Annotated in this window: 20 protein-coding genes and 1 pseudogene; 11 read left to right on the top strand and 10 right to left on the bottom strand. The window is 68.5% G+C overall.

Features of this window, described 5'->3' with window-relative positions; genetic code table 11:
* Positions 1–12 precede the first annotated feature (12 nt).
* The 3 genes from HJG45_RS16450 to HJG45_RS16460 are packed head-to-tail and all read left to right on the top strand — an operon-like array spanning position 13 to position 3930.
* The gene (locus tag HJG45_RS16450) at positions 13–120 is read left to right on the top strand and encodes a transposase domain-containing protein (RefSeq protein ID WP_408902020.1); all 108 of its coding nucleotides are present in this window, start codon (positions 13–15) and stop codon (positions 118–120) included.
* Between the two features lie 16 nt (positions 121–136).
* Positions 137–2329, top strand: a complete 2193-nt coding sequence (locus HJG45_RS16455) for an AAA family ATPase (protein ID WP_171613198.1) — start codon at positions 137–139, stop codon at positions 2327–2329.
* Positions 2326–3930 (top strand): site-specific integrase, encoded by a 1605-nt coding sequence (locus tag HJG45_RS16460; protein ID WP_171613199.1) that lies wholly within the window; start codon positions 2326–2328, stop codon positions 3928–3930. The genes HJG45_RS16455 and HJG45_RS16460 overlap by 4 nt, the downstream gene beginning before the upstream one ends.
* Positions 3931–4511: 581 nt before the next feature.
* Here HJG45_RS16460 and HJG45_RS16465 read toward each other — a convergent pair.
* From HJG45_RS16465 to HJG45_RS16475, 3 genes and pseudogenes are all read right to left on the bottom strand, one after another.
* Complete coding sequence (locus HJG45_RS16465; RefSeq protein WP_171613200.1) at positions 4512–6788, bottom strand: hypothetical protein; 2277 nt, start codon at positions 6786–6788, stop codon at positions 4512–4514.
* 133 nt (positions 6789–6921) lie between these two features.
* A complete protein-coding gene (locus HJG45_RS16470) occupies positions 6922–8976 on the bottom strand; it encodes a hypothetical protein (RefSeq protein ID WP_171613201.1) in 2055 nt (684 codons plus the stop codon).
* A 273-nt stretch (positions 8977–9249) separates the two neighbouring features.
* Positions 9250–9840, bottom strand: a pseudogene (locus tag HJG45_RS16475) (isocitrate/isopropylmalate family dehydrogenase); the annotation flags it as partial.
* A 176-nt stretch (positions 9841–10016) separates the two neighbouring features.
* Between HJG45_RS16475 and HJG45_RS16480 the strand changes: the two are divergent.
* Positions 10017–10994, top strand: coding sequence for a phosphoribosylaminoimidazolesuccinocarboxamide synthase (locus HJG45_RS16480; RefSeq protein ID WP_171613202.1), 978 nt, complete (start codon positions 10017–10019; stop codon positions 10992–10994).
* Here HJG45_RS16480 and HJG45_RS16485 read toward each other — a convergent pair.
* Both HJG45_RS16485 and HJG45_RS16490 read right to left on the bottom strand, forming a co-directional pair.
* A complete protein-coding gene (locus tag HJG45_RS16485; RefSeq protein WP_254452578.1) occupies positions 10991–11884 on the bottom strand; it encodes a sulfite oxidase heme-binding subunit YedZ in 894 nt (297 codons plus the stop codon). The two genes, HJG45_RS16480 and HJG45_RS16485, sit on opposite strands and share 4 nt — an antisense overlap.
* 47 nt (positions 11885–11931) lie before the next feature.
* Complete coding sequence (locus tag HJG45_RS16490; RefSeq protein ID WP_171613203.1) at positions 11932–12867, bottom strand: mitochondrial fission ELM1 family protein; 936 nt, start codon at positions 12865–12867, stop codon at positions 11932–11934.
* Between the two features lie 57 nt (positions 12868–12924).
* Between HJG45_RS16490 and HJG45_RS16495 the strand changes: the two genes are divergently transcribed.
* From HJG45_RS16495 to HJG45_RS16505, 3 genes are all read left to right on the top strand, one after another.
* Positions 12925–13662, top strand: a complete 738-nt coding sequence (locus tag HJG45_RS16495) for an orotate phosphoribosyltransferase (protein ID WP_171613204.1) — start codon at positions 12925–12927, stop codon at positions 13660–13662.
* Positions 13663–13672: 10 nt separating this feature from the next.
* A complete protein-coding gene (locus tag HJG45_RS16500) occupies positions 13673–15397 on the top strand; it encodes a peptide ABC transporter substrate-binding protein (protein WP_171613205.1) in 1725 nt (574 codons plus the stop codon).
* Between the two features lie 110 nt (positions 15398–15507).
* Positions 15508–15900 (top strand): hypothetical protein, encoded by a 393-nt coding sequence (locus tag HJG45_RS16505; RefSeq protein WP_171613206.1) that lies wholly within the window; start codon positions 15508–15510, stop codon positions 15898–15900.
* Positions 15901–15966: 66 nt separating this feature from the next.
* Here HJG45_RS16505 and HJG45_RS16510 read toward each other — a convergent pair whose 3' ends face one another.
* Positions 15967–17550: a PhoX family phosphatase gene (locus HJG45_RS16510; RefSeq protein WP_171613207.1), complete on the bottom strand. Its 1584-nt coding sequence runs from the start codon at positions 17548–17550 to the stop codon at positions 15967–15969.
* A 290-nt stretch (positions 17551–17840) separates the two neighbouring features.
* On the opposite strand from HJG45_RS16510, the gene HJG45_RS16515 reads away from it, so the two are divergent.
* Both HJG45_RS16515 and HJG45_RS16520 read left to right on the top strand, forming a co-directional pair.
* Positions 17841–19250 carry an aspartate aminotransferase family protein gene (locus HJG45_RS16515; RefSeq protein ID WP_171613208.1) on the top strand — a complete coding sequence of 470 codons (1410 nt, stop codon included), beginning with the start codon at positions 17841–17843 and terminating at the stop codon, positions 19248–19250.
* A 145-nt stretch (positions 19251–19395) separates the two neighbouring features.
* Entirely contained in the window at positions 19396–20628 is a 1233-nt protein-coding gene (locus HJG45_RS16520; protein WP_171613209.1) for an O-antigen ligase family protein, read from the top strand.
* Positions 20629–20939: 311 nt separating this feature from the next.
* Here HJG45_RS16520 and HJG45_RS16525 read toward each other — a convergent pair whose 3' ends face one another.
* A complete protein-coding gene (locus HJG45_RS16525; protein WP_254452579.1) occupies positions 20940–21941 on the bottom strand; it encodes a polyprenyl synthetase family protein in 1002 nt (333 codons plus the stop codon).
* A 228-nt stretch (positions 21942–22169) separates the two neighbouring features.
* On the opposite strand from HJG45_RS16525, the gene HJG45_RS28425 reads away from it, so the two are divergent.
* On the top strand, positions 22170–22382 hold the full coding sequence (locus HJG45_RS28425) for a DUF2007 domain-containing protein (protein WP_217362952.1): 213 nt from the start codon (positions 22170–22172) through the stop codon (positions 22380–22382).
* Positions 22379–23122 (top strand): tRNA1(Val) (adenine(37)-N6)-methyltransferase, encoded by a 744-nt coding sequence (locus HJG45_RS16530; protein WP_368040617.1) that lies wholly within the window; start codon positions 22379–22381, stop codon positions 23120–23122. The genes HJG45_RS28425 and HJG45_RS16530 overlap by 4 nt, the downstream gene beginning before the upstream one ends.
* A gap of 40 nt (positions 23123–23162) precedes the next feature.
* On the opposite strand, the gene HJG45_RS16535 is transcribed toward HJG45_RS16530, so the two are convergent.
* The 3 genes from HJG45_RS16535 to HJG45_RS16545 all read right to left on the bottom strand — a co-directional run bounded on the left by HJG45_RS16535 (position 23163) and on the right by HJG45_RS16545 (position 25375).
* Positions 23163–23444, bottom strand: coding sequence for a hypothetical protein (locus tag HJG45_RS16535; RefSeq protein ID WP_171613212.1), 282 nt, complete (start codon positions 23442–23444; stop codon positions 23163–23165).
* An 88-nt stretch (positions 23445–23532) separates the two neighbouring features.
* The gene (locus tag HJG45_RS16540) at positions 23533–24222 is read right to left on the bottom strand and encodes an SCO family protein (RefSeq protein WP_171613213.1); all 690 of its coding nucleotides are present in this window, start codon (positions 24220–24222) and stop codon (positions 23533–23535) included.
* A 112-nt stretch (positions 24223–24334) separates the two neighbouring features.
* Positions 24335–25375 (bottom strand): ribonucleotide-diphosphate reductase subunit beta, encoded by a 1041-nt coding sequence (locus HJG45_RS16545; RefSeq protein WP_171613214.1) that lies wholly within the window; start codon positions 25373–25375, stop codon positions 24335–24337.
* Between the last annotated feature and the right edge of the window lie 374 nt (positions 25376–25749).

Raw genomic sequence — 25749 nt, forward strand, 5'->3', positions numbered from 1 at the left:
CCGGAAGCCTACATCGCAGCCGTGCTCGACCGCCTCGCAAATGGCCACCCCATCACCCGTATCGACGAGCTGCTACCCTGGAACTTCAGGCCAAGCCGTCAACCCACCAGCGTGGGCTGACGCATACCCTTCCCTGGTGAGCGACCAGATCTCCGCGACTATGCTCATTCGCACGGTACGGTGGGCCCAACCCGGCCGCGGCGCCATAGCCGTGGGCACGCTTGCCGAAGCCCACGAGCAGCCATCGGATACCGGGATTGTTGTGAGGATACCGGCAGGCGCACTAGGAACCGAAGCCGTGCACCCCGGTGACGTGTGGCGGTTTCAGGGTGCCACGGAGATCTATCAAGGGTCACCACAACTGCGCGCGGACGCCGCGGCGCTGCTCCGTCCCGAGGGCCGGAACATGGTCGCCACCCTATCAGGCCACCGCTTCCCCGGCGTCGGGCCGACGACGGCACGGCGTCTTTGGGCGGAGTTCGGAGGCAACTTGAACGGCATCCTCGATCGCGAGAACACCGAAGCTCTGGAGCGTGTCGTCTCCCCACAAAAGGCGGTGGCCCTGGTGGAAGGGTGGAGGCGCCTGAACCCAGACGGCCTTATCGAGTGGCTCGACCGGCACCGTTTTCCGGTTTCGCTTGGACGGAAGCTGCTCGACTTCTATGGGGAGCCCGCGCGCGAGCGCCTGGAGCAGGATCCGTATCGCCTCCTTGCGTTCGGCGCCGGTTGGGCGCAGGTCGACACCATCGCAACCCAAGGTCTCGGCCTCTCTCTGGATGACCCTCGCCGCGAGCACGCTGCGGTCATCCAGGCGCTGTACATGGCGTATGACCGCGCGCGGTCCACGGCCATGCCACGAGAGCGGCTCCTCGGAAGCGTGCGCCGACTTCTGGGTGGCAGCGGGGAGCAAGCCGACCGTGCGCTTGCCCGCGGCCGGGACGGCGCCGGATGGCTACATGACCCCGCCCGCGGACTCTACCAGACGACCGGTGCATGGCTCATGGAGCGCTACATCGAACAGCGCCTCGCGCAGATGGTTGCAGGAGAAATGTCTCCGCCCCCCACGTTGGATGAGCGGCTCATCGACGCGACACTGGAGCATTGGCAAGCACTGAACCACGCCCTCAGTGCGGAACAAGCGACAGCAATACGGCTCGCGCTGTCCCGGCAATTCTGCCTCATCAGCGGCGGAGCGGGTGTTGGGAAGACTACGATCCTGAAGGCGCTCCACGCAGGAGCGGATGCGCTCGGCCACCGCGTCGTGCAGATGGCCCTGGCAGGCAAGGCGGCTCGCCGAATGGAGCAGGCCACCGGTCGTCAGTCATCGACAATCGCCAGCTATCTGAGAGGCACGCAGCCCGTCGGCCCCCGCGCTGCCAGCGAGACAGAGAATCGTCAGACGACGGTCATGCACGTGGTCGATGAAGCATCAATGCTCGACGTTCCGACACTTTTTGGCATCCTGCGTCGGGTTCCCACGGGGGACAGGCTCGTGCTCGTCGGCGACGCGGCCCAACTGCCGCCCGTTGGGCCTGGCCTCACGTTCCACCTCTTCTGCCAGGATCCGGGTCTGCCGCATATGCACCTGAACCGCATTTACCGCCAGGACAGTGCCACGGGAATCCCAGAAGTCGGCCGGGCCGTGCGCGCGCACGTCTGGCCCGACCTGCCGCGGTACAGCGGACCGGGCGTCGGCGTCAGCGTGCTTCCGTGCCCACCTGGTGAAGCCCTTGAGGCCGTCGCCAGCGTGCACGAGGAGCTCGTGGCGGCGGAAGGCGGCCAGGAGGAGGTCCGCGCGCTCGCGGTCACCCGCACGCAGGGTCCAGTCAGCATGGCCGCGATCAATGCCGAGATCTACCTCCAGCAAATGAGGCATCGTCCTCGCATCCCTGTGATGAACAGCCTGTCAGGCTTCTGCGTCGACTGCCCTGTGATCTATGGTCGCAATGACTGGGAGCGCGGCCTCACAAACGGGTCGCTCGGCCGGATCGTGGGACTGCCGCCTTCGGAGCTGGCCGTCGATAATCCCGAGGTGGCATGCCTTGCGGAGTTCGATGGCGTGGTGCATGACCTGAGCGAATTCGACCTCCTCCACCACGTGGAGCGCGCGTTCGCATTAACCGTCCATCGCGCGCAAGGCAGCCAGTGGAACCGGGTCATCGTGGCCATAGCGCCGGGACGCCTGCTCGACCATGCGCTGGCCTACACCGCGCTCACCCGCGGGGTAAGACAGGTAGTACTCGTCGGTGACATTGATGCGATGGCCCGCGCCGTCAACGCGAACCCTTCCGCGTTTCGGCGTGTCAGTGGCTTGAGGCTCTCGCAGTGACCGGACACTCCGCATCCAATGTCGTCGACCTTTCATTCAAGCCCGGTTGGGAGCTCAAGTTTGCACCCGCTGGCGCCACCATCGACGGCTTGGCCGCCGAAGGGCTACCATTGCTGTACGAGCCTTCGGGCCGCTTACACACGCAGACCACCCAGTACTTCGTGCAAATCATGATACGCGACGGAACTGCCCGCGGCACGTGTCGTGTCATCGCATATGTGCTCAAGGACTGGTTTCGATTTCTCGACGGCGAGAAGATACCTTGGGACCAACCGTCCGACGAGCTGCTGGCCAGTTGGGCGAAAGCCCAAGGCCCGTCCGGGGAGGAGCGCGGAAAAGCACGCGAGCAACGCATCAACGACAAGCTACACTTCGTATTCGAGTACTACAGGAAGCTCCAGGCGATGCACCTTATCAGAGCCGTCGTCGAGGATCCCCGCGCGTCGGAAATGGACGATGTCGGTCGACCTAAGGTGTTTCCAATGCGCTCGGTGGTCGAAGTGAGGCTTGGTCGGGGTCACGTGCGTCGAGAAACTCTGCGCTCGGTCGTTCGGTATAGCGACCCCAAGGAGGAGCGGGGGGGAAAGCGTTACACCCCCGACAGCGGCGAGGTGGAGAAGGTCTTCGACGAGTTGCTGTCCGGCGCCGATCCCTTCACGCGCACGAGGGCGTTCTTCTGCGCGCGATCAATGGCCCACATGGGTCTCCGGCGCCAAGGAGCAGCCGCCATCTCCACAACTATGCTGGAAGAAGCCCTCCGCGCCAAGGGCATCGAGGTGCCGGACTTCGAAACACCGGCACAGACCGAGCGCGGTGCGCTCATCGCGGCAGGGTGGAAGCCCTGGCTTAGGGGACTGGACGCGATCGCCGACATGCCGGGAGAGCGCGCCGAGATCATCGGCCGCTTGGAGCAGCTTGAACGCGAGTACCACAAGTTCATCTACGTCCGCGTTGTCGAAAAAGGACATGATGCCAGATATGTTCCCATGCCTCTGCGCTTAGTGCGCGCCATACTGGTGGAGTGGGTCTGGGGCCATCGCCGGGACTTCATCACCGAGCGCCGATCGCGGCACCCATCCTACCTGCCGCCGGACAAGCTTTGGCTCTCCCGGCGGTCCGGGGCGGCGATGAGCGAGGGAGCAATAGGCAACGAAATCAAGCGCGCGTTCAAGGCGCTGGAAATCGACGCGAGCGGCCACCGACTGCGTGCCTACTTCCTCACCGAACTACTCGCGGAGTTATACTACCGCGCCCGGTCAATCCATGGAGCAATGTTCGACCAGCAAGCAATTCTCATGGAAGCAGCGGAGATCGCCGGGCAGAACGACCCGAGGTCACTGGAACCTTACCTCGACAGAGTCCGGCTTGCAGACAACCACGCGTTCGGTGAACCCGTCTTCGTTCGCAGCCCGGAGGACGCTGCTGTCATGCGAGCGCTGTCCGATCGGCTGTCGTCCGGTGAGGAAGATGCACGGGTCCTCCGGAGAATGCTCACCCTGCTCCTCGAGAAGTTCAGTCTCCGACCCGTGCCGTTGGTGCCCACATTGAGTGACCCGCAGCATGCGATCCGGCGTCACAAAGCCTGCCAGGATGGCCAATGATGCCGCTGCCGGACTGCGGACACTACTGCCTCCCACCCTCAAGCGGGAGCAGCTTTCCGTAGAGATCTTCGTATTGCTTCAGCCGCTCCCGAAGCGCTATTAGTCTCGATTTCATAACGGAAAGCTGACGCTCAAGACTACTGTTCTGCGCTAGGACCTCGGCAATCTGCAAACTAAGGGCTTCGGCGCGCCGTTCGGCTGCGACCCGTTTCATGCGCTCCCGAGCGAGTTCGGGCACGCGCGTCTCGGACTTTTGGGCGCCTAGCTTGCGCACCGCCTGGTCGAACCTGCGCCGGAGGTCAGCGTACGACCCCGAACGCGACGCGACATTCGGGCTGCTCCATGCCAGGACGCCGAGTTCTGGCTCGTGCCACTGTCGAAGTTCCGTCTGAGTCTGCGGCCAGAACTGGCCCGCGGGAAGGCATCCAGCGCCCCAACCCTCAAGCAGTTCGACCTTTCTGGAGAACGACGCCAGGGTCCGCCGTTGCGACTCGCCGGGCGAAAGCTGCTCGCCTCCCGCTGCCAGCCCGCTTGTTTTCCGGAGCGGCGGACTGGGCGAGCCGACCTCGGACACGCGGCGGTTAGGCACGCGGGCGCCTCCTCAGTGTCACCGACATCGGACGGGCCTCGTCCGTGCATTTAGCCAAAAACTGCCGGATGCGCTCGGCCTGCGCCATGTGTGCCTGAGAGAAGTGCTCGCTCACGGGCCGTTGCGCTTGCCGGAGATGTACGATGATCTGCTCCTCGAGCATCGACCGGTTCTCGGACATTTGGATCGTCCAGGCGCAGCCGCCGCAAACGTCAGGAGTGGCGTATGCGTGATCTGGCGCGGTCGCTGTCTCGAGCACCTCGGGCCCCACGGCGGCCGCTTTCTCGATGAGGCACGCGGCGCGCCGCAGTTCGGACGCGTCCGAACCGCACCCGCAGTAGCAATACCCATTCGGAACAGGCTCGAAGGCGTGGGCGCCAACAAACTGATAGAGCAACTTGTTAAATACTTTTTCCTCCGACAGCCCTCGCTCGGGCTCCAGCTCAACGTTCCTCCTAGCGTCCAGAATCATCTCCTCCAGCTGCCGCTTGCACCATTCACCTCTTGGCCCGAGCATCTGCTCCGCTCCCGTGGCGACGGCAAAGCAGCGCTCGAACTCGGCATCAATTCTGCCCTCGTCGAAGTCCGCTGCGCGCTGTTTGGTAAACGCGGCGGCTCTCTTGTAAGCATCTGCAGACGCCTTTAGAGCGCTCAACCGCTCGGCCGAGGCACGTGCCGCCTTCGCCTCGGCGTGGCGCTGCATCGCCGCCTCCGCTTCCTCACGCAGGCGGGCGAGTGCTCCCTTTGCCGCCTCCGTCACGTAACGCCTAGTAACTCCTGGGTTGAAGTGCTTCAGAAACGCACTCAAAGCTGTCAATGATCTGTATCGGAAGCGGTGATAGTACACGATGGCGAAGAATCGCCGGAATTGATGCGGCTTAAATGTCCAAAAGTTCCCATTTTCCAGAGGTGGAACTCCCACAACGTCGGCAAAATGTTTCAAGGCCTCGTCGAACTGGTAGTGAACTGGATCTTCCCGCAGTGGCCCCTTGAAGAGGAAGAGCCATTTCTCGCCCCGAGCTTCGCGGGCATGCTCACCCAACTCGACAAGAACTTCGACAGCCCTGACGACGCACTCCGGTATCGGGATGCGATCGATGTCCTGAAGGAGCTTTTCAATCCAAGTGACCAGCCAAGGCTCGCCTTCGGCGTCGCGCACGACGCAATCATGTTGGAGCGAATTAATCTCCTCTTTGCGCCGAGCGGAGAATGTCGCGATCAGGATCGCGCATGCGGTCGGGAGAAGGTCAAACGCGACTTCGCGGAAGGAGGTGACACTTTCGGCCTGTCCGTTGGCATTAGACGTCCGGAAGAAGCCGTCTCTGGCTATTCGCTCCGGAGCGCCAGGACCGGAGAGCTGGAAATTGGCAAGTACCTCAACAACGAGCTTGCGCTGCGCTCGGTTCGGTACGTTGCCCGGCACTGCCCGCAAGCATTTAAGCGTCTCGAGGATGGCGGGCGCATACTCGAACACCCACCGGAGCGCGCGGTCGATTAGGAAGCATGCCTGCGCGCTGGGAATGCTTCCCGTCCTTCCCTCGTCCGCTTCGACGAGGAACTCGGTGGCCCGCTGTCTTGGCGACTGGTCTTGGAATGGATTATACCCAATCGGGTCGTGTTTCATCACTGCCCGGTTCGCCCAGAGGTGTTGCCACACCTGAAGGAAGTTCGTCAGCGTCGACAGGCTCACCTCCGCTTGGCGCTCGGGTGCGGCACGGTCGAGGCGACTTAACCATGCTTCGGATTTCGGCCCGAGGCGGTGTCGTTCGCCGACTGCGCGAAGAAGGTGGCCATATGCGTTGGCCGGGAGCACGCGTAGGTGGGCAATGCCCATATGTGCCGCAAGCTCGTCCAATCCGACGACTGATGCGCCGTGTTTCCCTCGGGTCGGGATTTCGTAGGCTCCCTCCTGCACCTCTTGCAGGAGGCGGTTGACGCGGTCCCAGCCGCCTATCGCTACTCCTGCTCCCTGCTTGAACGCCGCCCCATGGACCAGAAAAAGATCTTCGTTGTTGAGATCCTGCATCCGCGGGAGATCAAGCCAGATGCGCCACCGCATCAGGTTGTGCAGCATCAGCGTGTTCTGGAATGCGGTGCCTGCGGCCACACTGTATGGAGGCTCCAGCTGCGTGTAGCTGAATAGCTTAGAGGTAACGATGTCCAGCGCGTGCTCGACATGAGACAAGCGCCTGCCGCCATACCCAATAGGCACTGCGTGCTCGATAAAATGCTCTGCGTTGCGCTTCAGATTCGGATCTTCGGTGGCCACCTGCCATGTGTGATCGAGAAGAGTTCCTTTTATAAGCCAGCGCGGACTCTGATTGGGCAGCGCGCCAATGAGTCTCTCGTGCAAGGAGAGCTGAGTACGGGGGCTCGTTCGGGCATTGTCCGAATGCATGTGTTCACCACAGCTCTATCAGCGCTAGCGTTCCTGAGCCTAGTGCGGCCTGCAGCGCGTCCTCTGCACGATGGAGAAGGGATCGGAAGCTACTCTCCTTCAGCCGCTCGATGTAAGCTTCCGTCTCTGCCATAAAAGGCATCCAGACAGCCTCCCATCGCTCGGGGTTTGCCGCAATCCAGGCGGCCTCGACCGCCCTGAGACTTCTGTTAGCGAGCAGGAGCGCCAGCACAGAGGAGGCGTTCGGAACGAAGCGCCGCGCGGGGCAACCGAGATGGCAGCGATCCACTCTATGGCACCGAACACCAGGGTTGGTCCCGGGTTGAATTCCTGCGAAGGGGCGCAGGCAGACGAAGCCGAGACCCGTTTCGTTTGCTAGATCCTTGCTGGCGAGCAGCTCCTCTTCCGATATTCCCAGCGACTTGGCGACCTCGGGCAAATCGGCCAGAAAGGCCGCTTCCAGAATTTGCTGGAAGCGGCGGATGTTCTGCGTGAGCGCCCTTTGGAACCACGGCGTCCGCAAATAATGGCTCATGGTGGTGGAGCCGCGAGCATGACTCGCACGCAGTTGGGCAGGACCGTGATCCCCGTCGTGGCGTGCGGCCTCGATGTCAATGCAGGTCTTTCTGATCATTCGGCGGGTTATGGGCAGGCCGCTGATTTCGGGGCTGCCTTTGGCGGCGGGTCGGTCCAGGAACTCCTGCCAGAGCCGGGCGTCCCCGGTAGGCTGTCCGGACTTGTTAGGTAGCGCGCATATCAGGAGCCTTCCCGCGCCTCCGCTCGAGCGCAGGACCGATGTCATCTCCTGCACCAGCTCGATTACTCGGCAGCCCGAAAGTTTCTGCCCATCAAGAGGCTCGCAGCGAAGCTTCGCGAAGTCGTCAGGCGATGCTTGGGCGAGGACAGCGGTGACGTCATGCCCGCCGCGGTCCTTCAGTTCGCTTATCAGCTTCGTACTCGCGACTACGTACTTTCCGTCGGCCGTTCTCGACCCGATGAAACACTTAACCGGGAGGTTGAGGAGGGGCTGCAAGTTCCAAGCTGTGTCGATGAGTAAAATTCCCAGTGCAGCGTTCCAACTTTCCGGGACAAGCGAAATGAACGCCTGAAGTGTCTTCTTGTATTGATACCGCTCTCCCTGAATGCTCCTGATCAATGAAAATTCCCGACGGAACAGTTCTGAACCCGCCATCCACTGGTGCAGTATCCTACCGGGCAGACGCATGACGCCATGGGAGCTGGTCGCGACAAGATACTTCAGGATACCTCCGAGTTGCCGTTCTGCACTGGCATCTCTCTGTTTCTCGAGCCATCTGGTAATGCATTTGTGCTCCTCGAGATCGGACCGTCGAAGGTCCAGCTCGGGAGGTTCGATGGTCGAGTCCGATAAGAGTTCGCGTCCAAACTGGAAGGTTTTGTATGCCTCCTCCAGCTCAACCTCCAGGGCACGCCGCAACGCCGCCAAACGGGCTGTATTTAGTGCTCCGATCGCCTCAAGCTTACTCTGGAGCGAAAGCGCTCGCTCGATGGACGCTGCATCTTCGAGTACGGCAGTGGTCGCGTCGTCAGGATTTGACCAATCCACGCGCCCACGCCGAGTGATCTCAGCCAGCGTTGGGGTTGTGGGGGAGAGCCACCGTGGAGTCGATTTTGGGAATTTGATCCCTGGCCAGCTTAACGGTGGAAAGCCTGCGACAGGTCCAGCACTTTGGAGAAAGGCACTGAGCCCACTCAATATCCCCTTACGCGAGCCGTCAGTTTGGCGTGCTATGAAGGTGTCTTCAGAGAAGGCCAGATACTCGCCAAAGCAATCGCAAATGCGGCGGAACTTGGCCGGATCCATTTGAGACGCGTCGCCCTCGGCGAGGCGAATGCGCAGTTCGGAAATCAGCTGAACTGCCCCACGATCTGTCTCGATTAGCCAATCGTAGTGATAAATCCATTCAAGCCAAATAGACAGACCGATGTACTGTGCTTCGGCCCAGCTTTCCTTCGCGCGCACCGCTCCGAATGCTTGGGCAATTTTTGCTGCAGCGCTATGGCTGAAGAGGGTGGCCACGAACTCGAACGAGTAGGTGCGCGGCTGACCATCGGGTCTGCCTAGTAGCTCCGGGGGAACTCCGGGGAGGCCATCCACCCCCCGACGCGGTCTCGGCCTCCTATCACGACCACCACGGCCGACTGCCTGGACCAGCTGAAACATCTGCCCCGCCCCCCCGCCGCCCTCCGAACCCGGCCGTCAGGTTTGGGCTACGTATGCGAAAGCACAGGGGAAGAGAATCGCTCCGCGAGGAGCATTCAATCACGCATACGCTACAGACATATGTGAAAACAGGATGAAGGTGATGCCGTTCGACTTGGTGGCGCTGGTCACTTTCTTGCGTGGTCGGGTCATCGCCAGCTCGAAGGCGTAGCGCAGCACCCGGTCGGTGCCGGTGCGGGTCAGGACGCTCTGCTGCGAGACGAATTCCCGCTCCGTCCCCTCGAACATCCGGCCGCCGACCGAGCTGTACTCGCCCTCGGTGTTCTCGCGCACCACGTAGAAGTCGATATCCTCCGGCCCGCGATTGGCGAGCGGCGTCCTGGCGCCGGGCATCAGCTTGCAGGGCCGCAGGTTCACATACTGGTCGAAGCCGCGCCGGATCGGGATCAGGAGGCCCCAGAGCGAGACATGGTCCGGCACGCCCGGCCAGCCGACGGCGCCAAGGAAGATGGAGTCGCTGTCCTTCAGCCGGTCCATGCCGTCCTCCGGCATCATCCGGCCGGTCTTCTGGTAGGTGTCGCAGGACCAGTCATAGTCCGTCAGCGCCAGCTCGAAGCCGAAGCGACGGGCGGCGGCATCGAGCACGCGCAGCCCCTCGGGCGTCGTCTCCTTGCCGATGCCGTCGCCAGGGATGACGGCGATGCGGTACTTGCGCGCCATGGGCGTGTCCTCCGGTCAGCGGCCGCACCCTGACGAGGGCGCGGCGCCGCGACAAGCCCTGGAGACGGGTTGCTCCCAGGGGCCGCTCCCAGGGACCGCTCCCAGGGGCCGCTCCCCGTCTGGCGGCAATCTGCTAAAGCCGCAGCAGGGCCTCGCGCCGCATGGGAACCCGCCGCATGACCGTCACCGCCGCCGATCTCGCCCCCTATGCCGATTTCGTCCTGCGCGACGCGGCGATCCCGGAGCTGCCGAACCACTACCGGGGCAAGGTGCGGGAGAATTACGACCTGCCGGACGGGCGGCGCATCATCATCGCCACCGACCGCCTCTCCGCCTTCGACCGCATCCTGACCGCCGTGCCGCTGAAGGGGCAGGTGCTGACCCAGTTCGCCCGCTTCTGGTTCGAGCGCACGGCCGATCTCTGCCCCAACCACGTGATCGAATACCCCGACCCCAACGTGCTGGTCGGCCGCCGCCTGAGCATCATGCCGGTCGAGGTGGTGGTGCGGGACTACCTCGCCGGCACCACCTCCACCTCCATCCTGTCGATGTACAAGGCGGGGCGGCGGGAGATGTACGGCCATCGCTTCCCGGACGGGATGCGGCCGAACCAGAAGCTGCCGCAGACCATCCTGACGCCGACCAGCAAGGCCTTCGATGCCGGGCATGACGAGGAGCTGACGCCGGCGCAGATCCTCTCCGGCGGGCTGCTGACCGCGGCGCAGTGGGAGGAGGTCTCGGCGCTGGCCCTCGCCCTCTTCGCCCGCGGGCGGGAGCTGGCGGCGCAGCGCGGGCTGATCCTCGCCGACACCAAATACGAGTTCGGCTTCGACGCCGAGGGCCGCATCCTGCTCGCCGACGAGATCCACACGCCGGATTCCAGCCGCTACTGGTTCGCCGGCAGCTATCCCGCCCACTTCGAAGCCGGCGAGGCGCCGCAGAGCTTCGACAAGGATTTCGTCCGCAGCTGGGTGGTGGCGCGCTGCGACCCCTACAAGGACCCGGTCCCGCCCATCCCGGCCGAGGTCAATCTGGAGGCGGCGCGGCTCTATATCGAAGCCTTCGAGACGGTGACGGGCGAGAGCTTCCCGCTGCCCGGCCGCGCCCGGCCGGTGCTGGAGCGCATCCGGGCCAATCTCGCAGCCTATTTTTAGGCCCGGGCCGGCACCCGCCGCCCCGGCCGCCACCGCCAGAGCAGCGCCGCGGCCGGCACCGCCAGCGCCGCGATCCCCGCCCAGACCGCCGGCCGCAGCCCGAAGGCGATGTCGAGATTGGCCAGCAGGATCCGCTCCGCCGGCAGCTTCGTCGCCAGGGCGTACCAGGCATATTCCAGCCCCGCCGCCGCGAGGGCGGTGAGCGGCGCCAGGGCCAGCAGCGCCGGGATGCGGCTCTGCCAGGGCCGCGGCAGCGCCCGCCAGAGCAGCAGCCAGGCGAGCAGCCCGCCGGCCAGCACCGCTTCCCAGACCACGGATTTCGACTGCATGTAGAAATGCAGCACGCCGAGCGCGGCGATCGGGAAGATCAGCGCGTGCAGCCGCTTCCAGCGTGGCCCCAGCGCGCGGATCCAGCCATCGGTCGAGGTCCAGCCGAGCGCCGCCAGCCCGAGCAGCGCGACGAAGCCGATGGTCAGGTAGATGCGCAGCGCGATCTCGGACGCGATCTTCCCCAGGCTGAAATTCTCATATCCGGCATAAAGGCCGAGATGCAGCCCGGCATAGGCCAGCACCGTCAGCCCGCAGAGCCGGCGCAGCGCCAGCAGGCGCGGCTCGGCCAGGATGCGGCCGATCGGCGTCACCGCGAGCGTCAGCAGCAGCAGCCGGATCGTCCAGAGGCCGATCTCCTTCAGCGCCGCCTTCCAGGGTTCCGGGCCGAGCTGGCCGAGCAGCGCCTCCCCCGCCACCCAGGCGGCCGGCGCCAGCAGCAGGGCGAAGACCAGGGCGCGGAGGGTGGAGAAACGCTCCGCCCGGTCCTGCCAGGGCCAGGTGAAGGGCCGCGAGCGGCCCGCCGGCAGGGGGAAGGCGGTGCGGAGGATGGCCTGCATCATGTGGCGGATTTCGCCCTGGCCCCGCTGCCGGTAACCCCCCTCTCCCGTCACGCCCAGCCGCGCGCCCGGATCGCCGCCGCCACGCGCCCCGGCTCGTCGAGCGGCGCGCGGGCGAAGGGCGCCGGTGCCGCTTCCAGCCGCCGCGCCTCGCCCGCCGCGACCAGGCTCTCGCCGAGCCGCAGATGCCGCGGCCCGAGCCCGCCGGGATCGGCGATGAAGAGCGGCGCCGCCGTCGCCATCGCCTCCGACAGCATCGAGACGCTGTCGCCGGTGACGATGATGGCCTCCGCCCAGGCGAGGAAGCCGGCATAGGGGTTGGGCCCGGCCTCGCCCCAACGATGCAGGCGGTGCGGCAGGCCGGCGAGCTCCGCGGCCAGCGCCTCGGTCGCCGGCGCCCCGGTGCGGCGGCTGGCGGTGGCGAACACGCTGCCGGCGAAGCCTGCGACTCGTGCCCCGAGGGCGGCCGCGACAGCCGGCGCCATCCCCTCCCCCCGCACCGGCCCGCCGAGCAGCAGGGCGACGCGCGGCGAGGGCAGCGCCGCCAGCGCCTGCCATTCCTCCCGCGCTGCCGCCAGCCGGTCCGGGCTCATCCGGTGGCAGGCGCCGAGGATGGGCAGGATGTTCGGGCGATCGGGCGGCGCGTCGTGCCGGCCGAGCACCAGCAGGTCGAACTCCCCCGCGCCGAAGCCGGGCCGCATGCAATGCACCAGCCGCGCCCCGCGCCGGCCGAGCCAGCGCGCCACCGGCGCCGAGCGCCGCCCGGCCGAGAGCACCAGACGCGGCCATGGGGGGCGGACGGCGCTCCCCGCCTCGGGCGCCAGGCCGGCGAGGCCCGGCCAGGGCCAGGGAAGCCGGGCGAGTGGCCCCCAGGCGAGCGGCACGGCGCGGAACGGCACGCCCAGCCGCTCGGCGATGCCAAGCGGCTGCGCCGCCGTCCCGGCGCGCGGATCGGCCAGCACCCAGGTCGCCGCCCCCTCGGTCATGGACGCCGCACCGGCCGGAGGTTACGAGGGGGCACGACGCGGTTCGGGATGGGCGCCATGGCCATGCAACACGCTTCCGACTGGGACAGGGACGCCGCGCTGACGACGGCGCGGCTCCTGCTCGAGATCAAGGCGGTGAATTTCCGCCCGGAAGAGCCCTACACCTTCACGAGCGGCTGGAAGAGCCCCGTCTATATCGACTGCCGCAAGATCATCTACTTCCCGCGCGCCCGCACCCGCATCTGCGACCTCGGCGTCGAGAAGATCGGCCGGCATGTCGGCTACGAGACCATCGAGGTGGTGGCGGGCGGCGAGACGGCCGGCATCCCCTTCGCCGCCTGGATCGCCGAGCGCATGGCGACGCCGATGGCCTATGTGCGCAAGAAGCCGAAGGGCTTCGGCCGCGGCGCGCAGATCGAGGGCGACGTGCCGGAGGGCAAGAACACCCTCCTGGTCGAGGACCTCACCACGGATGGCGGCTCGAAGATCCGCTTCGCCCAGGCGCTGCGCGACGCCGGCGCGATCTGCGACCACACCTTCGTCGTCTTCTACTACGGCGTCTTCCCCGGCAGCTTCGAGACGATGAAGGGCATGGGGCTGAACCTGCACCACCTCTGCACCTGGTGGGACGTGCTCGAGGTCTGCCGCGAGCGGCCCTATTTCGCCGAGAGCGCGCTGAAGCAGGTGCGGAAATTCCTCGAGGACCCCGTGGCCTGGTCGAAGGCGCATGGCGGCATCGGCTCGGTCGAGGAGGCACGGGCGCTGCGCGACGGCGGCGAGAAGGCGGCGGAATAGGCAGGCCGGCATGGCCGTGCGAGGGCGGCGCGGGCCGGGCGCCCCGCTTCGCCTCGGCCGCCGCGACGCCGCGGCGGCCATGCTCGGCCTGCTCGCCGGCGGCGCGTCCGCCCAGGCCCAGAATCAGGTCCATGACCAGGCCCAGCGCGACACGCTGACCATCGGCATCACCCAGTATCCGAGCACCTTCCACCCGAACATCGAGAACATGGCCGCCAAGGCCTATGTCCTCGGCTTCCTCCGCCGGCCGGTCACCGTCTACGGCACCGACTGGCAGCTCGCCTGCATGCTCTGCGAGACGCTGCCGACGCTGGAGAACGGCCTGGCGCAGCGGGAGACGACGCCGGAGGGCAAGCCCGGCCTGCGCGTCACCTACCGCCTGCGCGAGGATGCGCGCTGGGGCGACGGCCAGCCGGTCTCGGCCGAGGATCTCCGCTTCGCCTGGGAGGCCGGCCGCAATCCCGAGACCGGCTTCGGCCCGGCCGAGTTCTACCGCTCCGCCTATGCGCTCGATGTCGAGGATGCGCGCAGCGTCACGCTGCATTTCGACAAGGTGACCTTCGACTTCGCCTCGCTCGGCGATTTCCAGCCGCTGCCGAGCCATATCGAGCGCGGCCGCTGGGCGCAGGAGCCGAAGAGCTACCGCAGCCGCACCGCCTACGACACCGAGCCGACCAATCCCGGCCTCTGGTCCGGTCCCTACCGCGTCGCCGCCGTGCAGCCCGGCGCCGGCGTGACGCTCGAGCGCAATGCCGCCTGGCAGGGCCCGGCACCGGCCTTCCGGCGCATCCAGATCCGCACCGTCGAGAACACCGCGGCGCTGGAGGCGCAGCTCCTCGCCGGGCAGATCGACATGATCGCGGGCGAGCTCGGCCTGCCGGTGGAGCAGGCCGCGGCGCTGGAGCGGCGCGGCGGCAAGCGCTTCCGCTTCCTCTACAAGCCGGGGCTGATCTACGAGCATGTCGATCTCCGGCTCGACAACCCGGTCCTCGCCGATCGCCGGGTACGCCAGGCCCTGCTGCTGTCGATCGACCGCGCGCAGATCGTCGCCCGGCTCTTCGAGGGGCGGCAGACCGTGGCGCAGGGCAGCGTCAACCCGCTCGACCCGATGCACGACCCGGATGTGCGGTCCTGGCCCTTCGATCCCGCCCGTGCCGCCGCGCTGCTGGAGGAGGCAGGCTGGACGCGCGGCGGCGACGGCATCCGCCGCAATGCCGCGGGCGAAAGACTGTCCATCGAGCTCATGACCACCGCCGGCAACCGCGCGCGCGAGGCGGTGGAGCAGGTGCTGCAGGGCATGTGGCGCCAGGCGGGGATCGAGACGCGCATCAGGAACGAGCCGCCGCGCGTGCTCTTCGCCGAGACGCTCTCGAAGCGCCGCTTCCAGGGCGCGGCGCTCTATGCCTGGATCAGCGCGCCGGAGAGCGTGCCGCGCAGCAACCTGCATTCCGAGGAGATCCCGACCGAGACACGGAACTGGTCGGGCCAGAACTATCCGGGCTACCGCAATCCGGAGATGGACGCGCTGCTCGAGGCCATCCCGCAGGAGCTCGACACGGCGAAGCGCCGCGCGCTCTGGGCCCGGCTGCAGGCGATCTATGCCGAGGACCTGCCCGCCCTGCCGCTCTGGTTCCGCTCGGACGCGCATGTGCTGCCGCCCTGGCTCGACAACCTGCAGCCTACCGGCCATCTCAACCCGACCTCGCTCTGGGTCGAGCACTGGCGGGTGCGCTGAGGGGCGGCACGGGGCAGGCGCCGGAGGCCGTGATTGTGGGGTGGTCCGGTTCGCGGTTAGGGTTGGTCCGAGTCCCGGGTGTCCCGCGCACCCGGCCCATGGAGTGAGACATGCCCACGGCCGCGTCGAAGCACCCCTATCTCGACCTGTTCTCCTTCGCCCTGGTGCCGCAGATGAAGCTCGGCCCCGATCATTCGAAGGACCCGCCGGAGCCGCATATGCTGCCGCTGGACAAGGCCTCGCCCGAGGCGCGGCAGGTGCTGGAATTGCTGCTCGGCGCCGATCACGACATCCGCGACGACCATGACAGCGCCGCCGGCATCAACCTCTCGCTCGCCGAGACCAAGCTCCGCCTCGCCGTCAGCCATGGCGACAAGGCCCCGGCGCTGCAGACCGCGCTCGAGCGCATCGCCCAGGCGCGGCAGGAGATGGCGCGGCACGACACCCGCCGCGCCTGCGCCGCGCTCGCGGATGCCATCCGCGCGGTGACGGCGAAGGGCTGAGCGCGGCAACAACGCCGCCTGGCGCATCCCAGGGCACCCCGCGACCGCGCCGGGCGCCCTCCCCGCTCATCCCCCCACGGGCCCGCCGCCGTTGCGGACCAGCCCGATCAGCGTGCTGCGCGGCGGCAGGCCGGCCTGGAATTCCGGCCAGCGCGTGGCCGGGCGCTCGAAGCTCGCGCCCGGCTCCGCCCCGGGATGCCGCACCGCGCTGAACAGCACCTCGCCATCCGGCGTCAGCGCCGCCCCGCCGATCGCCCCGGCCCGCGGCGCCCCGTAGAGCGGCAGGGGCACGCCGCGCCGCGGCCCGTCCAGGTCGCAGGCGAAGAGACCGTCCGCCTGCTCGCCCACCCTTCCGCCGCGATCGGTGCCGATCCAGGCGCGGCCGCGGCCATCGACCGTCACCGTCTCCGGATTCTCCAGCCAGGCGCTGCCCGGCGGCAGCCCGGCCTGGCCGTAGCGCGTCCCCGGCAGGCGGGGGTCGCCGGCGGCGAAGAGCAGCGCGGCGCGCGCCGTCCCGGCGCCGTCGTCGCCGCCGCCGGCAGTGAGCTCGATCACATAGCCCGCCGGCCGCGAGGGGCCGCCGCGGCAGGCCAGCAGCAGCCGCGGCCCGGCGGGGTCGAGGCCGAGCCCGGCCGGCATGTCGAGCGGGCTGCCGCCGGCCGGCCCGGCGGCGGCGACCGGATCGGCGCCTAGGCTTCCCCCCTCCGGCAGCGGCATCCAGGTGATCCGCTCCCCCTCCATCCGGGCGACCGCGAGCCGGCCGGCATCGAGCGCGTCCTCGGCGGTCGCCGGGCGGCTGGAGACGAAGCGGAACAGGTAGCCGCCCACCCGCCGGTCGGTGAGGTAGACCACCGCATGGCCGTCGCGCGAGAGCGTCGCCGCGACGTCGCCATGCGCGAAGCGGCCGAGCGCGGTGCGCTTCACGGGCAGGGATTGCGGATCGAAGGGGTTGAGCTCGACCACCCAGCCATAGCCCCCGGGCGGCATCAGGGCAGGATCGGCACCGAGCCGCGCCAGCCAGGGCGCCGGATCGCCCTCCGCCAGCAGCAGCGTGCCCCAGGGGGTGACGCAGCCGCCGCGCAGGCCGAGCACGCCGCGGACGCTGCCCTGGCCGCCCGGCCCTTGCCCGTAGGGGCCGGAGAGGCGGCAGAGCGTGCCGGCGGTGAGGCGCCGGCTCTGGAAGCCGCCATCCACCACGACCCAGCGGCCGCGGCGCTCGAGATTGATCAGCGAGGCGCCCTGCATCATCGCCGCCGCGGCGGGGTGGTCCCGGCCGCCGGGGAAGGCGAAGGCGGGCATCACCGTCGGATGCACGACGGTCAGCACGGCGCGCGGGATGCCGTCGGCGGCCTGCTGCGTCGGCGCCGCCACGCCGGCCAGCCTTGCATCCCAGCCGAACTGCGCCGCCGCGCCGTCCGGATCGGGCCGCAGCGGGTTCCAGGGCGGCGCGTCGAAGGTCACGCGGTCGCCCCAGCGGACCAGGACGTCGCGGCGATAGCCGCGGCCGGTGCTGTCATCCTGCTTCACCGGCAGCGGCATCGGCGCCAGGTCGTTGCCGCGCCCTTGGGCGCGCGCTCGGCCTGAGGCCAGGGCAGAAAGCACGGCCGGCGCCGCCAGCAGGAGCACGAGGGCGCTGCGGCGGGCGATCATGCCCGGGCTTCCGGATGCGGGGCGCGCTGCGGCGCTGAGGCTGCCATCATGGGATCCCATCGCGGTGGCGCCGGACCTTGGCACCCACCCCCCTCGGGCGTCCATCCGCCGCAGCGGCACATGCGCGTGCGGCAGCCGTGGATCTGCCGTAGAGCCGATTCACGCCTGCAGGCGTTTCCGCCTTCCGGCGATCGGTAAACCAGCGGCAGAGCCGATTCACGCCTGCAGGCGTTTCCGCCTTCCGGCAATCGGTTCTAGACTGCCGCCTCCCCGCAGAGAAGGCGCCGCCCATGACCCCGCCCCGCAATTCGACCGCCGCCCGCGACATCGCCTATGCGCTGCATCCCTACACGGATCACAAGGCGCATCTGAAGGACGGGCCGCTGGTGATCAGCCGCGGCAAGGGCGTGCGCGTCTACGACGATCAGGGGAAGGAATACATCGAGACCGTCGCCGGCCTCTGGTGCGCCAGCCTGGGCTTCGACAACGAGCGGCTGGTGGAGGCCGCGGCGGCGCAGATGCGCAAGCTGCCCTTCTACCATGCCTTCACCTCGAAGTCGCACGAGCCGCTGGTCGATCTGTCGGAGATGCTGATCGAGCGCGCGCCCCCTTCCACGGATGGGGCGCCGATGAGCAAGGTGTTCTTCGCCAATTCCGGATCCGAGGCGAATGACAGCGCCATCAAGATGATCTGGTACATGAACAACGCGCTCGGCCGGCCCGAGAAGAAAAAGATCATCGCCCGGCTGAAGGGCTATCACGGCATCACCCTCGCCGCCGCCTCCCTCACCGGCCTACCGGCGAACCACAAGCTCTTCGACCTGCCGCTGCCGAACTTCCACCACGTCTCGACGCCGCACCACTACCACAACGCCCGGCCGGGCGAGACGGAGGAGGAGTTCGCCACCCGCCTCGCCGAGGAGCTGGAGCAGAAGATCCTCGCCGAGGGGCCCGAGACCGTCGCCGCCTTCTGGGCCGAGCCGATCATGGGCGCGGGCGGCGTCATCCTGCCGCCCGCCACCTACTTCCCGAAGATCCAGGCGGTGCTGAAGAAGCACGACGTGCTCTTCGTGGCCGACGAGGTGATCTGCGGCTTCTGGCGCACCGGCAGCTACTGGGGCAGCCAGACGCTCGGCATCCAGCCGGACATCCTGGTCTGCGCCAAGGCGCTCTCCGCCTCCTACCTGCCGATCTCGGCGGTGATGGTGAACGAGAAGGTCTTCCAGGGCATCGCCGAGGGCTCCTCCTCCATCGGCACCTGGGGCCATGGCTTCACCTATTCCGGCCATCCGGTGCCGGCGGCGGTCGCCATCGAGACGCTGAAGATCTACGACGAGATGGATATCGGAGGCCATGTGAAGCGCGTCGGCGCGCATATGCAGGCGGCGCTGCGCGAGCGCTTCGGCAACCATCCGCTGGTCGGCGAGGTGCGCGGCATCGGGCTGATCGCCGGCATGGAGCTGGTGGCCGACAAGGCGACGAAGACCAATTTCGACCCGGCGAAGAAGGTCGGGATCCGCCTGAGCAAGCTCGGCGAGAAGCACGGGCTCATCATGCGCTCCATGGCCAATGACAGCCTCGGCTTCTCGCCGCCGCTGATCATCTCCGAGGCGGAGGTGGACGAGATGCTCGACCGCCTCGGCACGGCGCTCGACGAGCTCTCGGTCGAGCTGCGCCGCGAGAGCATCGCCGCGGTCTGATGCCGGTGCCCGGCGCGGCCGCGCCCGATGCCCGTCCCTGACCTGCCGCCGCCCGCCTGACGGGCGGCGGCCCATGCCGGGGCCGCGGGGGATCCCCCGCCGGGGTCCCGGCCGGGACCCTCCGCGGCCTCGTGGGGGCCTTTCCATGCCGACCACCCCTCCCCCCGCGGCGCCGCGCGGCGCCGCGCCGAGCCTGCCGCTGGCCATCGCCTTGGCCATCGCCCCGGCTGCGGGCGTGCTGCAATCCAAGGCGCTGGCGCCCATCGCCTTCATCGGCCTGCTGCTCACCGTGCTCGCGCATGCGCGGCGGCGCGGCCCCTCGCTGTGGCGATGGGACACGGCAAACTGCGTCGCGCTCGGCCTCTTCGCCTGGGGGGCGGTGACGGCGCTCTGGGCGCCGGAGCCGCTGCGCGCGCTCGGGACGGCGCTGCAGATCGGCGGATTCGTCGGCCTTGGCAGCCTCGCGGCGCGGGCGGTCGCGGCCGAGGCCGAGCCGGCGAAGCGCCGGCTGATGCAGGTCGCCGCGCTCGGCCTCGTCGCCGGCATCGCGCTCGCCGCGCTCGATGCGGCGACAGGCCACGCGGTGCGGGCGGCGGTGCGCGGGTTGAAGGAGGTGCCGGTCACGCTCGCCTTCGGCCTCAAGCCCGCCGCCTCGGCCATGGGCCTCTGGCTGCCGCTGGTGGCCGTGGCGCCCTGGCCGCGCGCCCTGCGGGCCCTGCTCCTGCTGGCCGGGGCGGTGGTGCTAGTGCTGCTGCCGGGCGAGGCGGCGAAGATCGCCGTGCTGGCGGGCGGGCTCGCCGGCGGCCTGGCCTGGCTGGCGCCGCGCCTGGTGCCGCGGCTGCTCGGGGCCGGCCTGGCGCTCGCCATCCTCGCCATGCCGCTCGTGCTCGGGCCGGTGCTGGCGCGCGGCGTGCCGGCGGATGGCATCCCGCCCTCGGCGGCGCACCGGCTGCTGATCTGGGATTTCGTCACCAACCGCATCGCCGAGCATCCCATCCGCGGCTGGGGCATGGAGGCGAGCCGGGCGATCCCCGGCCATCGCAACCATGCCAGCCCGGCGGCGCTCGAACGCTTCCGCCTGACCGGCCCCGGCGCGGCGCTCTGGTTGCCGACCGCCGAGCTGTTGCCGTTGCATCCGCACAACGGCGCCCTGCAGCTATGGCTGGAGCTTGGCCTGCCCGGGGCGCTGCTCGGCGCCGCCCTGGCCCTGCTGCTCGGCCGCGCGGCGGCGCAATCGGCCCGCCCAGCGGTGGCGACCGCGGTGCTGGCGGCGGCCAGCGTCACCGCGATGCTGAGCTTCGGCGCCTGGCAGGAATGGTGGGTGGGGGCGGAGCTGATGGCGCTGGCCGCGACGGCGGGGCTGCCGCGGCAGGGTTAGAGCGTGATCGCTTGAGGTGGACTCCCCGAAAAGCGTGAAGCACGCGATCAAACAACGCCCTGGACCATGATCCGCGACCCTGTGTGAGCGGATCATGGTCTAGTACCAACGGACCGGTCCCTTGACCGGTCCGAGGCCTCGAACGGGGTCCGCGGGTCGCGCCGTAAGGCGCGCCTGACGGCGCGTCATGCCGAAGGCGTGCTATTCGCATGACGCCACGAAGGCCCAGGTGAACGGGAGGTTCGCGCCCGGCGACTGAGGGAGCCCCTCATGCGGTCACGCTTGAGGGCCAGTGATAAATCCGCGCCGGTTCAGCGCGCCCGGGCGATGCAGAAGGCGACGATATCGGCCAGCGCGCGGCGCTCCGGCCCGTCCGGGAAGATCGCCAGCGCCGCCAGCGCCTCCTCGCCATAGGCGCGCGCGCGCTCGACGGTGTCGCGCAGAGCCTGGTGCTGCTCGATCAGACGCTGCGCCCGCGCGAGGTCGCCCGGCGCCTGCTCGCGCGCCTCGAGCGTGCGGCGCCAGAAGCCGCGCTCATCCTCGTCGCCGCGCTGGAAGGCCAGCAGCACCGGCAAGGTGATCTTGCCCTCCCGGAAGTCGTCGCCGATCGTCTTGCCGAGGCGCTCCTCCTCCGCGGCGTAGTCGAGCGCGTCGTCCACCAGCTGGAAGGCGGTGCCGAGGGCGCGGCCATAGGTTTCGAGCGCCGCCTCCTCCGCCGCCGGGCGGTCGGCCACCACGGCGCCGATCCGGGTCGCGGCGGCGAAGAGCGCGGCGGTCTTGCCCTCGATGACCTGCAGGTACTGCGCCTCGGTCGTGGTGGTGTCGTTCTGGGTGACGAGCTGCAGCACCTCGCCCTCGGCGATGGTCGCCGAGGCGGCGGAGAGGATCGCCAGCACGCGCAGCGAGCCGTCCTGCACCATCAGCTCGAAGGCGCGGGCGAAGAGGAAGTCGCCGACCAGCACGGAGGGCTTGTTGCCGAAGAGCGCATTGGCGCTGGCCTGGCCGCGGCGCAGCGCGCTCTCATCGACCACGTCGTCATGCAGCAGGGTCGCGGTATGGATGAACTCGACGCAGGCGGCGAGCGCCACGTGCCGGTCGCCGCGATAGCCGCAGAGGCGGGCGGCGGCGAGGGTCAGCAGGGGACGCAGCCGCTTGCCGCCGGCGGCCACGATATGCGCCGCGAGCTGCGGGATCAGCGCCACGGGGCTGTGCATGCGCGCGACGATGAGCCGGTTGCAGGCCTCGAGATCCTCGCCGACGAGCGTGGTCAGCGCCGTCAGCGCATCCTCACCGCCGGACGCGGCCGTCATCATCGGCGACATATCCGCCATCGCGCCCGCTTCCGCGTCCACTTCACTTGACCTGTCTCTACAGCGGATTGCGTTCAGGATTGAACGCTGCTCCGCTGCAGCCTGTTGTTTCCAGAGCGGATTCACGCGTTCGGACGTTCACGCCCTTCCGCGATCCGCTCCAGGGGGCGGCACCATAACGACGCTCCCAGGTGGCGGCAAGCGCAGGGAAAACAAGGGGTTCTGACCGGAATGCGTGTCGTCGCGGAGAGCACGGACCCCGTGCGGGTGAGTTTCCTGATGGCGCTGCTGCGCGATGCCGGCATCGTATGCATTCTCCTGGATGCGCATATCAGCGCCGTCGAGGGCGGGATCGGCGCCTTCCCGCGCCGGCTCGCGGTGGCCGAGGCGGATCTGGCGCGCGCCCGGCAGGTGCTGCGCGAGGCGGGCGAGGCCACGGCGTGACCCTGGCGGCCGCCTTCACCGAGGACTGCCTGCTCGGCGGCCGGGTGCGGCTGCGCCAGCCGCGGGCGGGGCTGCGGGCCGGGCTGGATGCGGTGCTGCTGGCGGCCGGCGTACCGGCGCGGCCGGGCGAGCGGGTGCTGGAGGCCGGCTGCGGCAGCGGCGCCGGCTTCCTCTGCCTGGCGGCGCGGGTGCCCGGCCTGCGCATCCTCGCCCTGGAACGGGATCCCGACCTGGCCGCCCTCGCCCGGGAGAATGCCGCCGCCAACGGGCTGGCGAAGCAGGTGGAGGTGATCGCGGGCGATGTGCGCGACCTCGCCCTCGCAGCGCGCCTGGCGAGCTGCGACCACGCCTTCGCCAATCCGCCCTACTGGCCCGGCGGCACCGCCCCGCCGGCGCCGCTGCGCCGGGCGGCGACGCATGAGGAGGCGGGGCTGGCCGATTGGGCGCACTTCCTCGCCGCTCCCCTCGCCCGGCGCGGCAGCCTGAGCCTGATCCTGCCGGCGGCGCGGCTCGAGGCCGGCATGGCGGCGCTGGCCGGCGCGGGCTGCGGCGGGGTCCGGCTGCTGCCCTTCTGGCCGCGGGCCGGGCAGCCGGCGAAGCGGGTGCTGCTGCAAGCGCGGCGCGGCGGCCGCGGCCCGGCGCGGATCGAGCCGGGCCTGGTGCTGCACGATGCCGATGGCTTCACCGGTGCGGCGCAGGCGGTGCTGCGCGAGGGCGAGCGGCTGCCCGGCGCGGCCTGATCCGCCGCGGCATCCCCCGCCGGCCTCGGGTGCGCGAGGCTCAGCTCTCCTGCGTTTCCGGATGGCGCAGGTACCAGAGCCGCTCATGCGCCGCGACGAGGCTCTCCATGTTGCGCCGGCGGTTGGTGTCCGGGGAGGCGGGGCGCCGCGTCAGCATCATCTCGAGGATGCGCAGCAGCTGCTCCGCCACCTCGTAGTCGGACTGGTCGCAGGCGTGATGGAAGGCGATCAGGATCTTGTCGGACAGGCGACGGCTGTGCCGCGGCGCCGTGCCGCGCCCGCCATCCCGCATGCCATCCTGGTCCGAAGCCTCGTCCACCATCGTCCTTCATCTCCAGTCCTGGCACCGGGCGGCCAGGGTGTCCGGTTGTCGCACAGGACGCCCAATAAACCCGCCGGCCCGCATGGCTTCAACCCTGGGCTGCGCGGCCGGCGCCGATCTGGGCGGCGATGCCGGCGGCGATATCCTCGGGGCGCGTCTCCGGCCGGTACAGGGCGCGCACCTTGGCATCGGGCCCGACGAGGTAGAGGAAGCTCGAATGGTCCATCAGGTAGTCGGTCATGTCGGGCCGCTGGACCTTGGCATAGTACACGCGGAAGCGCCGCGCGACCTCGGCAACCTGCTCCGGGGTGCCGGTCAGCCCCTGCAGGCGCGGATGGAAACGGGCGACGTAGTCCTTCAGCACCTCCGGCGTATCGCGCTGCGGATCGACGGAGATGAAGACCGGCGTCACCTTCGCGCCGGCCGGACCCAGCGCGTCCATGATCGAGGCCATGGTGCCGAGCTCGGTCGGGCAGACATCGGGGCAGTAGGTATAGCCGAAATAGACGAGCATCCAGCCATTGGCATAGTCGCGCTCGGTCACCTCGCGGCCGGACTGGTCGGTGAGGCGGAAGGAGCCGCCGAGCGAGAGCCCCTGCGCCAGCTGCACGCCGCCCGCCGAGGGCAGGCTGGTCTGGTTGCCGAAGAGCGTAGCGAAGGCGGCGGGCAGCGCCTCCGTCATGCTCTGCCCGGGCGCGCGGATGGCCCAGGCGAAGGCCCAGAAGCCGCCGAGCAGGAGCACGAGGAAGAGGGCGAAGAGGCGGATGGTCCTCAGCATGACGGTACATCTAAAGCAGATTGCGGCCGGGTGAAATCACCCGATCGGTGACGATGGCCGCCCCGCCGCCTGCCGGCGGCGCGTGCCGCAGGCGGCGACAGGGCGGGACGCCTCAGCGCGACGCCATGTCCTCCGCCGCCCAGTGCTCGCCGATGCTCGGCGCCCAGACATCCTCCCAGGAGCCGTCGGTGCTGGCCCGCGAGTATTCGGTCGCGCGATTCTCGAAGAAATTGGTGTGCTCGATCGCGTTCAGCATCTCGTCGAGCCAGGGCAGCGGGTTCTTCTCGATGGCGTAGTGCGGGTCGAGGCCGAGCTGCTGCAGGCGGCGGTCGGCGATGAAGCGGATGTAGCGCTTGGTCTGCTCCGCATCGAGCCCCTCGACGCCGCCGAGCTCGAAGGCGAGGTCGATGAAGGCGTCCTCGTGCTCGACGATGGTGGTGCAGATCTCGACGATCTCGCGCTTGAGCTGCTCGGTCCAGATCTCCGGATTCTCCTGCACGAAGGTGCGGAAGAGGCGGATGATGGAGAGGCAGTGCAGCGTCTCGTCCCGCACCGACCAGGAGACGATCTGGCCCATCCCCTTCATCTTGTTGAAGCGGGGGAAGTTCATGAGGATGGCGAAGGAGGCGAAGAGCTGCAGCCCTTCGGTGAAGGCGCCGAAGGCGGCCAGCGTCTTGGCGATCTCGGTCTTGTTGGCGACCGAGAAGTTCTGCATGTAGTCGAACTTGTCCTTCATCTCCTTGTATTTGAGGAAGGCCGTGTACTCCACCTCGGGCATGCCCACCGTGTCGAGCAGGTGGGAATAGGCGGCGATGTGGATCGTCTCGATGTTGCTGAAGGCGGACAGCATCATGAGCACTTCGGTCGGTTTGAACACCTGCGAATAGTGCTTCATGTAGCAGTTGTTCACCTCGACATCCGCCTGGGTGAAGAAGCGGAAGATCTGCGTCAGCAGGTTCCGTTCGGCGGCGCTGAGGTTCCTCTGCCAGTCCTTCACGTCGTCGGCGAGCGGCACCTCCTCGGGCAGCCAATGCACGCGCTGCTGCGTCAGCCAGGCGTCATAGGCCCAGGGATAGCGGAAGGGCTTGTAGACGGGATTGGCGGTGAGCAGGTCGAAGCGGGGCTGGGGGCCGGTGGGGAGGCCGTCGGGCATGGGGTTTCCGCTCGTCTCGTGCAATCGGGTGGAGGACGGGACGATCCGGGGACCGTCCCGCCGCGATGACATCGGGCGCTGGTGTCGCCCCGGCCGGTTGCCGGGAAGCGAATCCCTGGTCGGGGGTTCCGGCCTTGGAGTCGACTTCGGCACTATGCGACCCGCCCCTCGCCGGGACAAGGACGCCGTGCCGGCAGCAACCCGCACTCCAACACAACATCTAGCGTCTGTGGCCGTTTCAGCACACCACGGCTTGTTGTTCGGCGATCGAACTCCACCGTGGCGAGCGCCGCCACCCGAAGGTCCAAGACGGTTGGCAGGCCATCACCGATGAATCAGGCTTCGGAGAGGCCGGTCCAGGCGAGGATCCATCG

The organism is Roseicella sp. DB1501, from assembly GCF_013112485.1.
GTDB lineage: Bacteria > Pseudomonadota > Alphaproteobacteria > Acetobacterales > Acetobacteraceae > Paracraurococcus.